Raw genomic sequence first — 13793 nt, forward strand, 5'->3', positions numbered from 1 at the left:
GGCGATGCCCGCGCCCACCGCGCAGCCAGAGCGTCCGGCGTACCCCTTCTTCGTTCGTTCGCCCGGCGCAGCGCGTCGGTGCCCACCAGGATGTTCTTCGATGACACGTTTTCTGATCGCGCCGCTGTTGCTGGCGCTGCTGCTGGGCGGCTGCGGCCGCAACGGCGAAGAATCGCATGACCACGCAACGCCCGGTGCCGAGGGCGAGGCCGACGCACATGGCGAAGACGCCGAAAAAGGCGCGCACGGCGGGCGCCTGCTCCGCCAGGACGGCGACAGCGTGGAGCTGGCGATTGCCGAAGACGGCACGCCGCCGACCTATCGCGCCTGGCTGTACCGCGACGGCAAGCCCTTGCCGCCCGGCGCCGGCACTGTCGAAGTGCGTTTGACCCGGCTCGGCGGCGTCCACGAAGTGCATCGATTGCGCGCGCGCGACGACGGCAGCCTGCTGGCCGACAGCACGGTCGGCGAGCCGCATTCGTTCGACGTGGAAGTGCGCGCCACCGTGCAGGGCAAGCCGCGTCGCTGGGCCTATCCCAGCTATGAAGGCCGCACCACCATCGCGGCGAAGATCGCGCAGGACGCCGGCATCCGGGTCGCGCCGGTCGGTCCCGGCAGCATCGCCGACCAGCACGAGGTGCAGGGCCTGCTGACGCCGGCAGAAGGTGCGCAGGCGCAGGCCACCGCGCGCTTTCCCGGGCCGGTGCGCAGCCTGCGCGTCAACGTCGGCGACCAGGTGCGCGCCGGCCAGGTCCTGGCCACGGTGGAGAGCAATCTGAGCCTGACCACGTATCCGGTCAGTGCGCCGATCAGCGGCACCGTGCTCGCCCGCAACGCCAGCCTGGGCAGCAACGCCAGCGAAGGCCAGGCGCTGTTCGAGATCGCCGACCTGTCGAGCCTGTGGGTGGATCTGCACATCTTCGGCGCCGATGCCGGGCACATCACTGCCGGCGCACCGGTGACGGTGACGCGCATCAGCGATGGCGTGGTGGCGCAGACCACGCTGGAGCGCGTGTTGCCGGGCACGGCCACGGCCAGTCAGAGCACGGTGGCGCGCGCGGTGCTGCGCAACAGCGATGGCCTGTGGCGGCCGGGCTCTGCAGTGAAGGCACGGGTGACGGTGGCGCAGCAGCCGGCGGCGATGGTGGTGCCGGTCGGGGCCTTGCAGCAGTTTCGCGACTGGGAGGTGGTGTTCGTGCGGGTGGGCGATGTGTACGAGGTGCGGCCGGTGACACTGGGCGCGCGCGATGCGCAGCAGGTGCAGGTGGTGTCGGGTCTGGCGTTGGGGGATGCGGTGGTGGTGGAGCAGAGCTATCTGGTCAAGGCCGACATCGAAAAGTCGGGGGCCTCGCATGATCATTGATCGCTGCGTTTACGGCTTGCTTCTTCCTCGGCCGCACGCATGGGCGTGCGAACAGCGCTTCCATGCTTCAGCGACACGTGTTCTACGGCATCGACGCGGTCGCGGCGCGGGCGATCACACCAGCAACAGCGTCACAGTCTGCGCAGCAGAGGCCGGGGGTGATTGCGATATTGGCGGAGGTCGGGATCCTGGCTGCAGTGCCGCCGGCCGCCGGCCACCCGCTGCGATTGCACAGGCGCCGTGCGTGCGTACGCATGCACTGATCGGCGTGGCTGCGCACGCCGTTGCGCCGAGTGTGCGCGGAGGTGCGCGCCATGCTCACTGACATCATCCGGTTCGCAATCGCGCAGCGCTGGTTGATGCTGGCGTTGACGGGGGTGTTGATTGCGATCGGGGCGTGGAGTTTTTCGCGCTTGCCGATCGATGCCACGCCGGACATCACCAATGTGCAGGTGCAGGTCAATACGGCCGCGCCGGGGTATTCGCCGTTGGAGTCGGAGCAGCGGGTGACGTTCCCGCTGGAGACGGTGCTGGCGGGATTGCCGGGGCTGGAGTCCACGCGCTCGTTGTCGCGCTACGGCTTGTCGCAGGTCACCGCCGTGTTTGCCGATGGCACGGATCTGTACTTTGCGCGGCAGCAGGTGGCCGAGCGGCTGCAGCAGGTCAAGTCGCAACTGCCGGCCGACCTGGAGCCGCAGCTGGGGCCGATCGCGACCGGGCTTGGCGAGATCTTCATGTACACGGTCGAAGCCAAACCGAATGCGCGCAAACCCGATGGCAGTGCGTGGACGGCCACCGATCTACGCACCCTGCAGGATTGGGTGGTGCGCCCGCAGTTGCGCAACGTGCCTGGCGTGACCGAGGTCAACACCATCGGCGGCTATGCGCGGCAGATCCATATCACCCCGGATCCGGCACGCCTGGTCGCACTGGGCTTCACGCTGGACGATGTGGCGCGCGCGGTGGACGCGAACAATCGCAACATCGGTGCCGGCTATATCGAACGCAACGGCCAGCAGTTCCTGGTGCGGGTGCCGGGGCAGGTGGATGACATCGCCCAGATCGGCGCGATCGTGCTGGATCGACGCGAGGGTGTGCCGATCCGGGTGCGCGATGTGGCGCAGGTCGGCGAGGGCCGCGAGTTGCGTACCGGTGCGGCCACCCAGGACGGCAGCGAAGTGGTGCTCGGCACGGTGTTCATGCTGGTCGGTGCCAATAGCCGCACCGTGGCGCAGGCCGCAGCGCAGCGGCTGGAGGTGGCCAATGCCAGTCTGCCGGCCGGCGTGCAGGCCGTGCCGGTCTACGATCGCACCGCACTGGTGGACCGCACCATCGTCACCGTCGCCAAGAACCTGATCGAAGGCGCCTTGCTGGTGATCGTGGTGCTGTTCCTGCTGCTGGGCAATGTGCGCGCGGCCCTGATCACCGCGGCGGTGATTCCGCTGGCGATGTTGTTCACCCTCACCGGCATGGTGCGCGGTGGCGTGTCCGGCAACCTGATGAGCCTGGGCGCGCTGGATTTCGGCTTGATCGTCGATGGCGCGGTGATCATCGTGGAGAACTGCCTGCGCCGCTTCGGCCAGGCGCAGCTGCGCCTGGGGCGGGTGCTCGAGCGCGATGAACGTTTCGAACTGACTGCCGAGGCCACGGCCGAGGTGATCCGTCCCAGCCTGTTCGGTCTGGGCATCATCACCGCGGTGTACCTGCCGGTGTTCGCGCTGACCGGTATCGAAGGCAAGATGTTCCACCCGATGGCGATCACCGTGGTGCTGGCGCTGAGCGGTGCAATGTTGCTGTCGCTGACCTTCGTGCCGGCGGCGATCGCCTTGTTGCTCGGCGGCAAGGTGGCCGAGCACGAAAACCGCGCGATGCGCTGGGCGCGCGGCGTGTATGCACCGTTGCTGGATCGCGCGCTGCGTCACGGCCGTTGGGTCGGTCTCGGTGCGTTGGCGGCGGTGGCGCTGTGCGCGGTCCTGGCCACGCGCCTGGGCAGCGAGTTCATCCCGAACCTGGACGAGGGCGATATCGCGCTGCATGCCCTGCGCATTCCCGGCACCAGCCTGGAACAGGCCATCACCATGCAATCCACGCTGGAAAAACGCATCAAGCAGTTTCCGGAAGTGGCGCATGTGTTCGGCAAGCTCGGCACCGCCGAAGTGGCCACCGATCCGATGCCGCCGTCGGTGGCCGATACGTTCCTGATCATGCATCCGCGCGAACGATGGCCGGATCCGCGCAAGCCCAAGGCGCAACTGGTGGCCGAGATCGAGCAGGCGGTGAAGCAGCTGCCCGGCAACAACTACGAGTTCACCCAGCCGATCCAGATGCGCATGAACGAGCTGATTTCCGGCGTGCGTGCGGACGTGGCGATCAAGGTCTACGGCGATGACCTGGACACGCTGGTCACCCTGGGGCAACGCGTACAGGAAGTCGCCAGCACGGTGCCGGGTGCGGCCGACGTGAGCCTGGAGCAGGCCACCGGCCTGCCGATGCTGGCAGTGGTGCCCGATCGCGCCGCGCTGGCCGGGTACGGGCTCAATCCCGGCGTGGTGCAGGACACGGTGGCGGCGGCGGTGGGTGGGCAGGCGGCCGGGCAGCTGTTCGAAGGCGACCGCCGTTTCGACATCGTGGTGCGGCTTCCGGAAGGGCTGCGGCAGGACCCGACGGCGTTGGCCGATCTGCCGATCCCGCTGCGCGGCGATGGCGAGCGCGCCGATGCCGACGAGTCCAGTCGCGCGGCCGGTTGGCGCAGTGGCGAGCCGACCACGGTGCCGCTGCGCGAGGTCGCCAGGGTCGACACCGTGCTCGGGCCCAACCAGATCAATCGCGAGGACGGCAAGCGCCGCATCGTGATCACCGCCAACGTGCGCGACCGCGACCTGGGCGGATTCGTCGCCGAGGTGCAGCAGCGCGTGCGGGCCGAGGTGGTGCTGCCCACCGGCTACTGGATCGGCTACGGCGGTACCTTCGAGCAACTGATCTCCGCCGGCCAGCGCCTGGCCTGGGTGGTGCCGGGGACCTTGCTGCTGATCTTCGCGCTGCTGTACTGGTCGTTCGGCTCGCTGCGCGATGCGCTGGTGGTGTTCAGCGGCGTGCCGCTGGCGCTGACCGGCGGTGTGGTGGCCTTGGCGCTGCGCGGCCTGGCCTTGTCGATCTCCGCCGGCGTCGGCTTCATCGCGCTGTCGGGGGTGGCGGTGCTCAACGGCCTGGTGATGATCGCCTTCGTGCGCAGCCTGCGGGCCGAGGGCCTGTCGCTGGAGCAGGCACTGCGCGAAGGCGCGCTGAGCCGTCTGCGCCCGGTGCTGATGACCGCGCTGGTGGCCGCGCTGGGCTTCGTGCCGATGGCCTTCAACGTCGGCGCCGGGGCCGAGGTGCAGCGCCCGCTGGCCACGGTGGTGATCGGCGGCATCGTCTCGTCCACCCTGCTGACCTTGCTGGTGCTGCCGGTGCTGTATCGCTGGCTGCACCGCGAGCGGCCGGGGCGGCTTGCAACGAAGGCGGTTGGTTGAGACGTGACACGATCCCGGCAGGCGCGTCTGCCGGGATCCGAATGGCCGCAGCCTCAGTCAGCGGTGGACAGGCAAGGGGTGCCGGGCGCCAGGCGGCACACAACGGTGGTGCAGGCTAAGTGCTTGCGGCACAAGGAATTGCCGTGCATAATGCGCGGCTCGCTGTGCCCGGATCGCTCCGGATGGCGGCACCCAGCGCGATGGGGTTGCCGTCTTGTTCCCAGCGTAAGTTCTTGATTCCCAACGTTGCGTGGCAGCTTGATGCTGTCGGGGCCGCCGCTCCCCAGGCTATGGGTGGCAATTCATTTATCGAGGTGCGTAATGTCCCGCGTATGCCAAGTGTCCGGCAAGCGTGTGCAGACGGGTAACAACGTCTCCCACGCAAACAACAGAACCCGTCGTCGCTTCCTGCCCAACCTGCATGAGCGCCGCTTCTGGGTCGCCAGCGAGAACCGTTGGGTGAAGCTCCGAGTCTCCGCGCATGCATTGCGCACCATCGACAAGAACGGGATTGATGCCGTTCTGAAAGAGCTGCGTGCGCGCGGCGAAAAGGTCTGAGGAGTAAGCAGTCATGGCAAAAGGCAAGCGTGACAAGATTCGTATGATTTCCTCGGCCGCTACCGGCCACTTCTACACCACGGACAAGAACAAGAAGAACACTCCGGGGAAGATGGAAATGATGAAATACGACCCGGTCGTGCGTAAGCACGTGATGTACAAGGAAGGCAAGATCAAGTAATCCACCGATTACCGATCTGCATCCAGCAAACACCCGCCGCAAGGCGGGTGTTTGCGTTTGTGGAAATCGATCGCGGTGTTCTTGACGGGTATCGATGATTTTTCCGATTACACGTCCCTTATCCAGCGTGCATACCCCCTCTCCCTCCGGGAGAGGGGTTGGGGTGAGGGTACGACGGGGCGAAGCCACTCGCAGTGGTTTGAGTACCAGAGGCTTTGCACTACCCTAATCCGCCCCTGCGGGGCACCTTCTCCCGGTGGGAGAAGGGAGCGAGACGTCGTTTTTCCGATTGCACGCACCGTTAGTAGTTTGCAGTTCGAGGCGAAGCAGTCGGTGTTTTACTTCTGACGGCGCGTGGCGACGCGTTTGACGTCGCAGGCGGTGACTGCTCTCCGAGGCGCCCCTCATCCGCCCTGCGGGCACCTTTTTTTCCCGATGGGGGAAGGGAACACCGCTACAGCCCGCGCGCGCGCAACTGCGCATCCAGCCGCGGATACACCCGCCGCGCATTGCCTTCGAACACCTTGCGCCTGTCGGCATCGGACATCGCCAAGGCATCGATATAGCGCTTGGTGTCGTCGAAATACTGGCCGGTCTGCGGGTCGATGCCGCGCACCGCGCCCACCATCTCCGAGCCGAACAGGATGTTGTCGATGTCGATGACCTCGAACAGCAGGTCGATGCCGGGCTGGTGATACACGCAGGTATCGAAGAACACATTGCGCATCACATGCGTGGACAGCGGCGGCTTGCCGAGCATGTCGGCCAGGCCGCGGAAGCGGCCCCAGTGATACGGCACCGCGCCGCCGCCGTGCGGGATGATGAAGCGCAGGTCCGGGAAATCGGCGAACAGGTCGCCTTCGAGAAACTGCATGAACGCGGTGGTGTCGGCATTGAGATAATGCGCACCGGTGGCGTGGAAGTTGGCATTGCAGCTGCCCGACACATGCACCATCGCCGGCACGTCGAGCTCGACCATTTTCTCGAAGAACGGATACCAGGCGCGATCGGTCAATGGCATGCCGTTCCAGTGGCCGCCGGACGGGTCGGGATTGAGGTTGCAGCCGACAAACCCAAGCTCGGTGACGCAACGTTCCAGCTCGGCGATCGATTGGGCGATCGGCACGCCCGGCGACTGCGGCAGCTGGCACACGCCGATGAAGGTGTGCGGATACAGCTGCACCACCCGCGCGATCAGGTCGTTGCAGTGGCGCGTCCACACCTGGCTGACCGCTGCGTCGCCGATGTGGTGCGCCATGGTGCTGGCGCGTGGCGAGAAAATCGTCATGTCCGCACCACGCTCGCGCAGCAGGCGCAGCTGGTGCTGCTCGATGCTTTCGCGCAATGCGTCGTCGGAGATGGACGGATACACCGGCGCGGGCAGGGCCGGGTCGTCGTAGTGCGCGATCTGCGCCTTGCGGAAGGTGTCATGCGCCGCGGGCGCGGTGGTGTAGTGGCCGTGGCAGTCGATGATCATGGCAGGGGTCGTCTCGGGGCAGCGGGATCAGGGAGCAAACGACCACGTGCGCGGGAGGCTGACCCACACGGCGCGCGGAACCTGTAGGTGCCCACGCAGGTTGTGGCCCATGCATGGATGCTCAGCCGCAGGTCGTTGCCGCAGGTGGTGCCGGCCACGCTGCAAGGCAGGCGCAGGGAGCGGGCGTGGCATTGGCGATGGCCATCGATCCAGCCCGCTGGCGCATCCATCCGCTCAGCCATACAGCTGCCCATCGAACAGTTTGCGTGCGGTGCGCAGCACCGCGGCACGCACCACCTCGCCGTGCGCGTCTACGGTGATGACGCAGCTGCTCGCACCGCTGGGATGTTCGACCTCCAGCTGCTGCGTGCTGCCGCCGGGCAGCTGCGCCAGCGCATGGGCGGGCGAACCGGGCAGCAGGCAGGCGGTGGCCACGGTGACCGCGCCGAGGACGCCGATCGAGGCATGGCAGCGGTGCGGAATGAACGAGCGCACGCTGATCGCGCCGCCGTGGCGCGGGGCGGCGACCAGCATCATCTTCGGCACGGTGGCCTCGGCGACATCGCCCAGCCGCATCAACGGGCCGGCCCGTAGACGAAGCGATTGCAGGCGGCTTTTCAGCGCAGCGTCGGCATCGAGCGTGCTGCGGTCTTCGTAACCGCTGATGCCGAGATCGCTGGCGCGCAGCACCACGCAGGGCATGCCGTTGTCGATCAGCGTGGCCTCCACGCCATCCAGGAGATCGACACGGTTGCCGGTGGGCAGCAAGGCGCCACACGAGGAGCCGGCAATCCCGGCGAAGGCCAGTGCAATCGGCGCAGCGGTGCCGGGCACGCCGTCGATGCGGGCGTCGCCGTCGTAGCGCACCTGGCCGCCGGGCGTCTGCACGCTGGCGGTGGCCAGCGTGTTGGTGTTGCGCATGAAGATGCGCACCTCGGTCTCGCCATCGCGTGCCGGCAACAGGCCGCGTTCCAGTGCGAACGGCGCAACTCCGGCCAGCATGTTGCCGCAGTTCTGCGCGTCGCTGACCTGTGCCTGTTCCACCGACACCTGCAGGAACAGATACTCCACGTCGGCATCGGCGCGCGCCGAGCGCGACACCACCGCCACCTTGGAGGTCAGCGGGTCGGCGCCGCCCATGCCGTCGATCTGGCGGACATCCGGCGAGCCGTAGGCGCGCAGCAGGAAGGCATCGCGCGCGGCGCGCTCGCCCGGCAGCTCGTCGGCCAGGAAAAAGCCGCCCTTGGAGGTGCCGCCGCGCATCCACATCGCGCGTACCTGCTCAGACATAACGCAGGCCCTTGGCCGCCAGGCGTTCGCGCATGGCGTAGATGTCCAGGCCCAGTTCGCCGCGTGCCAGGCGCTCGCGTTTGAGCAGTTCGCGCGCTTCGCGCGCCTGCGCTTCGGCCAGCACCGCGGCAGCGGTGGCGCGTGGCACCACGCAGACGCCATCGTCGTCGGCCACCACCACATCGCCCGGTTGCACCAGCGCGTCGGCGCAGACCAGCGGCACGTTGACCGAACCCAGCGTCTCCTTGATGGTGCCCTGCGCGCAGATCGCGCGGCTCCAGGCGGGAAACTGCATCGCCGTGAGGTCGCGTACATCGCGGACCCCGGCATCGATGACCAGCCCGCGGCAGCCACGCGCCTGTGCCGAGGTGGCCAGCAGATCGCCGAAGTAGCCGTCGCAACAGGCGCTGGTTGGCGCGACCACCAGCACGTCGCCGGGCTGCAGCTGCTCGATGGCCACATGCATCATCCAGTTGTCGCCGGGCGGGATCGATACGGTGACGGCGGTGCCGGCGATGCGGCAGCCGGTGTAGATCGGGCGCAGCCGATGATGCAGCAGGCCGCTGCGCCCCTGCGCCTCGTGCACGGTGGCCACGCCGGCCTGCGCAAGCCCGTCGACGATGGCCAGCGGGGTGCGCTCGATCCGGGTGACGACCTGGCTCATCCATCCATCCTCGTTAGGAGTGCGCCGAGTCTGTGCGGCGATCGCCTGCTGGCTCAAGATTAATTTGAGGTATGCATATTGGTTTTGCTTATAGTTAGAGCATGCCGCCGACTCCCGAGCCGAACCTTCGCCATCTGTACGCCCTGGCCGTGGTGCATCGGCTGGGCAGCATCAGCGCGGCCGCGCCGCAGGTGAACCTGTCGCAGCCGGCATTGACGCAGGCGGTGGCGCGGCTGGAACAGCAGCTCGGCGCGCGCCTGTTCGAGCGGCATCCGGGCGGCATGGTCGCCACCGAGGCCACGCAGCTGCTGGTGCCGCGCATCGAGCGGGCGTTGGCGCAACTGGGGCGCGGCATCCGGGTGGCACGGCGGGCGCTGCGGCTGCCGGCGCGCCCCGGCCTGGAGCGACGGGTTTCGCTGGGGCAGCTGCAGGCGCTGGTCGCGGTGGATGTGGCGGGAAGTTACTCGCTGGCGGCGGCGCGCGCCGGGGTGTCGCAGCCGGCGATCTACCGCGCGGTGCAGTCGCTGGCCGATGTGGTCGAGGTGCCGCTGACGGTGCGTCGCGGCAAGACCGTGCAAGCCACGCCGGTGGCCACGCGGCTGTTGCGGCAGGTGCGCCTGGCGCTGGCCGAATTGCGCGCCGGCCTGGACGACGTTGCCGGGTTGCGCTCGCAGCATGCCGGCCGGATCGCGCTGGGGGTGATGCCGTTGGCGCGGGCGATCCTGCTGCCGCAGGTCCTGGCGCGGTTTGCGCGCGCGCATCCCGGTGCCAGCGTCAACGTGGTCGAAGGCCCGTATGCCGAATTGCTGGCGCATCTGCGCGAGGGCGGGCTGGATCTGCTGATCGGTGCGCTGCGCGAGCCGTTGCCGCTGCGCGATGTGGTGCAGGAGCCATTGTTCGACGACGAGCCGGTGATCGTGGCGCGCAGCGGGCACCCGCTGGCCGGGCGCGCCTATGCGTTTGCGCAGCTGCTGGACTATCCCTGGGTGATCGCCACCACCGGCACACCGGTGCGCGCGCGCTGGGAGCGCATGTTTCGCGATCAGCAGATCGAGCCACCGGCACTACGCATCGAGTGCGGCGCGGAACTGACCATCCGCGGGCTGCTGCTGGAAGGCGACTGGCTCACGCTGATGTCGCGCGACCAGTTCCTGTTCGAGCGCCGCGCCGGGTTGCTGTGCGAGATCGGCCGCGCCGGGCCGCAACTGCGCCGCCAGATCGGCATGACGCTTCGCAGCGACTGGCATCCCACCCGCGCGCAGTCGGCATTCGTGCAGACGCTGCGGCAGGTCTGCGCCGAGCGCGTGCAGCCGGCCGATGCACAGGGCGGGCCGTTTCGCTATTGCGTGCCGATCGACGCGCCCGCCCCGTTGCGTTCACACACCGGGCGGTCAGAATCGGAACCTTCTTGAGAACGGATTGCTGATGCTGCCTGACTGGTTGCAAGGGACCTGGCTGCTGGCGCTGGACTGGGTGATTCGCCTGGCCGCACTGTTGTGGATTCCGGCCCGCACCACGCCCGGTGCAGCGCGTAGCTGGTTGCTGCTGATCGGCTTCGTGCCGGTGGTCGGCCTGCCGCTGTATCTGCTGTTCGGGCATCCGTGGCTATCGCGGGTGCGGGTGGAACGCCAGGCCACCGCCTCGCAGGTGATCCGCGAGCAGCAACTGCCCCTGCACGCCTTGCGCTGGACCCCACAGGCGGATACCAGCAGCGCCGAGGTGGTGCCGCTGATCGAACGCCAGGGCGATTTCATGCCCACGCTGGGCAATGCGGTGGAGTTGTTGGACGACTACGCGCAATCGCTGCAGGCCCTGGTCACGGCGATCGACACGGCGCAAAAGCGCGTGCACCTGCTGTATTACCTGATGTTCGACGATGCGGTGGGCGATGCGGTGGTCGCTGCGCTGCAACGCGCCAGTGCGCGCGGCGTGCGTTGCCGCGTGCTGCTGGATGCGGTGGGCGCCAAGCGCGGTCTGCGCCATTACCGCAAGCGGCTGCAGGATGCTGGCGTGGACGTGCTGGCGGTATTGCCCGGCGGCCTGCGCTGGCGCCGCAGCGGGCGCATGGATCTGCGCAACCACCGCAAGATTGCGGTGATCGACAACCAGGTGGGTTTCGTCGGCTCGCAGAATCTGGCCGAAGCCGGCTTCATCGATGGCGTGCCCAATCGCGAGCTGGTGGCGCGCGTGCGCGGGCCGGTGGTCAATCATCTGGAAGCGGTATTCGCCAGCGACTGGTTCACCGAAACCGGGCAGCGCCTGGACGTGTGGCCGGATGCACCGGTCTGCGAGGCCAACATCGCCACGCAGTTGCTGCCCAGCGGGCCGGCGTATCCGTTCGAGAATGCACGCGATGCGATCAACGCGGTGATCCATCTGGCGCGCCGCAAGGTGGTGCTGGTGACGCCGTACTTCGTTCCCGACGAAGCCTTGCTCAGCGCCTTGCGCATCGCTGCGGTGTCCGGCGTGGATGTGCAGCTGATCCTGTCGGAGAGCAACAACCAGGTCCTGGCGGCCTGGGCGCAGGAGGCGTATTTCGAGGAGCTGCTGCGCTGCGGGGTCAAGATCGCGCTGTACCGCCCGCACTTCCTGCATGCCAAGCACCTGAGCATGGATGAGGACATCGCACTGGTCGGCTCGATCAACCTGGACATCCGCTCGTTCGCGCTCAATGCCGAGATCGGCATGCTCTGCTACGACCGGGGCGTGGTGCAGCGGCTGCGTGCGATCGAGCAGGATTACCTGGCCAACGCCCGCCAGCTGGACCTGGAGCAGTGGCGCACGCGCCCGGCCTGGCGCCGCAGCCGCGAGGGCATTGCACGCCTGGCCGATGCGTTGATGTAGACCTTGCGTGTGTTGCCCGGTTCACGCGGTGCAGTGCCCGGTGGAGCGTGGGTGGTGCCTGCGATGGCAGGCGTCATGCTGGGTGCAAGCGTGGGCCAGCAAGGCCTTACCGGGTGCGGGCGTGCCCGCGCTGCAACTGATGCCTCAGGCGACCTCTATTGGACGGGCGCGGCAGTCGACCGGTCTGTCTGCACGGTGCTACCCCGGCCATTGCGGCGGGCATGGCCACTGTCATCGGTGCGACGCGACGCATCGCCTACAATTACCGGATGAATGAACTGCGTGATCCCGGCGATGCAGTGATCGCCATCGTTGGCGGTGGCGCATCCGGTGTGCTGGTGGCGCTGCAGCTGCTGCGTCAGGCCGTGGCGCCGCTGCAGATCGTGCTGATCGAGCCGCACGCGGTGCTGGGCGAGGGCGTGGCCTACTCCACCACGCGGCCGGAACATCTGCTCAACGTGCCCGCCGCGCGGATGAGTGCGTTGGTGGAGGCACCGCAGGATTTCGTCGATTACCTGCGTGCGCACAGCTGCTGCCCGGAGCTGGAGGACGCGCAGCTGCCGCAGCACTTCGTCGGGCGTCGGCACTACGCGCCTTACCTGCGCAATCGCCTGCAGGCTGCGCGTGCGCAGGGTCCGGCGACGCTCACCGTGCACGGCGCCCGCGTACAGACATTGCAATGCGATGCCGATGGCGCGCTGTTGCAGCTCGACGATGGACAGACCCTGCAGGCCACCAGCGTGGTGCTGGCGGTAGGCAATGCGTTGCGGCCGTTGCCACTGCGCGGGGCCACCGGCCTGTCGGCAGCGCAGCGGGTGGAAGCCTGGGATACCGAGGCGGTCGCCGCGTTGCCGCAGGAGGCGGCGGTGTGCATCGTCGGCTCGGGACTGAGCATGGCCGACACGGTGGTGACGCTGGCCGCGCAGGCGCATCGCGGGGCGGTACACGTGGTGTCGCGGCATGGGCTGCTGCCGTTGCCGCAGGTGCACTGCGTTGCGGCGGACTTCGATCCGCAGCTGTTGCTGGCGCTGCCGCTGCGTGCGCGCATGCGCAGCGTGCGGCAGCATGCGCGGGTTGCGATGGCGCAAGGCCTGCCCTGGCAGAGCGTGATGGAGCGTCTGCGCCCGCTGAGCCAGGCACTGTGGCAGACGCTGTCGATCGCCGACCAACGCCGCTTCCTGCGCCATGTGGTGCGCTATTGGGATGTGCATCGCCACCGCATCGCCGCGCCGGTGCATGCGCAGTTGCAGGCGATGCGCGCGCGCGGGCAATTGCAGCTGCATCGCGCGCGGCTGGAGGTGGCGTACCAGGCCGGTGCCTGCGTGCGGCTCAGTGCCGGCGCCAGTGCCGGGCATGCGCTGCAGCTGGATGTGCAGACGCTGGTCAACGCCACCGGCGTGGAAATGCGCGTGCAGGCGATGCGCAACCCGCTGCTGCAGCAACTGCTGGGGCAGGGCATTGCAGTCGCCGGGCCGCATGGGATCGGGGTGGATACCGATGCCGATGGCTGCCTGATCGATGCCGATGGGCGCGCCAATCCGCGGCTGCGGGTGATCGGCAGCCTGCGGATCGGGTCGTTGTGGGAGAGCCTGGCGGTACCGGAGCTGCGTGAGCAGGCAGCGGCGATTGCGCGGGATGTGTTGGGACTGCTTGGGCGGTGATTGATCGGCGTCGCCCCCTTCTCCCGCCGGGAGAAGGGGGCGCGTAGTGCCGGATGAGGGCGCTCAGACATCTACCAGTGCCTGCAGTGACAAACGCGTCGCCACGCGCCTTCGGACGTGATGCACCGACTGCTTCGCCTCGTACCCTCACCCCGACCCCCCCGCTCCGCTCCCGGACCCGGGTTCGGGCGCGGCCCACGTCTTGCGACGCGGGCGATCCAGGACACGCGCACCAATGGCGTGCAA

At 68.1% G+C, this 13793-nt stretch carries 10 protein-coding genes; 7 read left to right on the forward strand and 3 right to left on the reverse strand.

What is annotated here, in order from left to right; translation table 11 throughout:
• Positions 1-100: 100 nt before the first annotated feature.
• From EO141_RS13055 to rpmG, 4 genes are all read left to right on the forward strand, one after another.
• Positions 101-1363, forward strand: a complete 1263-nt coding sequence (locus tag EO141_RS13055) for an efflux RND transporter periplasmic adaptor subunit (protein WP_127169408.1) — start codon at positions 101-103, stop codon at positions 1361-1363.
• Positions 1364-1677: 314 nt separating this feature from the next.
• On the forward strand, positions 1678-4872 hold the full coding sequence (locus tag EO141_RS13060; protein ID WP_127169409.1) for a CusA/CzcA family heavy metal efflux RND transporter: 3195 nt from the start codon (positions 1678-1680) through the stop codon (positions 4870-4872).
• A gap of 321 nt (positions 4873-5193) precedes the next feature.
• Positions 5194-5430 (forward strand): 50S ribosomal protein L28, encoded by a 237-nt coding sequence (rpmB, locus tag EO141_RS13065; protein ID WP_002809459.1) that lies wholly within the window; start codon positions 5194-5196, stop codon positions 5428-5430.
• 13 nt (positions 5431-5443) lie between these two features.
• Complete coding sequence (rpmG, locus tag EO141_RS13070; RefSeq protein WP_002809462.1) at positions 5444-5611, forward strand: 50S ribosomal protein L33; 168 nt, start codon at positions 5444-5446, stop codon at positions 5609-5611.
• A 454-nt stretch (positions 5612-6065) separates the two neighbouring features.
• Here the strand turns inward: rpmG and EO141_RS13075 are convergent, their stop codons facing one another.
• The 3 genes from EO141_RS13075 to EO141_RS13085 form a co-directional block, all read right to left on the reverse strand.
• The gene (locus EO141_RS13075; RefSeq protein WP_104585154.1) at positions 6066-7088 is read right to left on the reverse strand and encodes an amidohydrolase family protein; all 1023 of its coding nucleotides are present in this window, start codon (positions 7086-7088) and stop codon (positions 6066-6068) included.
• 234 nt (positions 7089-7322) lie between these two features.
• Complete coding sequence (locus tag EO141_RS13080; RefSeq protein WP_127169410.1) at positions 7323-8378, reverse strand: 4-oxalomesaconate tautomerase; 1056 nt, start codon at positions 8376-8378, stop codon at positions 7323-7325.
• Positions 8371-9042, reverse strand: coding sequence for a 4-carboxy-4-hydroxy-2-oxoadipate aldolase/oxaloacetate decarboxylase (locus EO141_RS13085; RefSeq protein WP_126947071.1), 672 nt, complete (start codon positions 9040-9042; stop codon positions 8371-8373). Before EO141_RS13085 ends, EO141_RS13080 begins: the two co-directional genes overlap by 8 nt.
• A 101-nt stretch (positions 9043-9143) precedes the next feature.
• On the opposite strand from EO141_RS13085, the gene EO141_RS13090 reads away from it, so the two are divergent.
• The 3 genes from EO141_RS13090 (at position 9144) to EO141_RS13100 (ending at position 13547) form a co-directional block, all read left to right on the forward strand.
• On the forward strand, positions 9144-10454 hold the full coding sequence (locus tag EO141_RS13090; RefSeq protein ID WP_127169411.1) for a LysR substrate-binding domain-containing protein: 1311 nt from the start codon (positions 9144-9146) through the stop codon (positions 10452-10454).
• Positions 10455-10467: 13 nt separating this feature from the next.
• Positions 10468-11886, forward strand: a complete 1419-nt coding sequence (gene cls, locus EO141_RS13095; RefSeq protein WP_104650350.1) for a cardiolipin synthase — start codon at positions 10468-10470, stop codon at positions 11884-11886.
• Positions 11887-12155: 269 nt separating this feature from the next.
• Positions 12156-13547, forward strand: a complete 1392-nt coding sequence (locus tag EO141_RS13100) for an FAD/NAD(P)-binding protein (RefSeq protein ID WP_127169412.1) — start codon at positions 12156-12158, stop codon at positions 13545-13547.
• Positions 13548-13793 lie beyond the last annotated feature (246 nt).

It is taken from the genome of Xanthomonas sp. BRIP62415 (assembly GCF_003993515.1).
Taxonomy (GTDB): Bacteria; Pseudomonadota; Gammaproteobacteria; order Xanthomonadales; family Xanthomonadaceae; genus Xanthomonas; species Xanthomonas euroxanthea.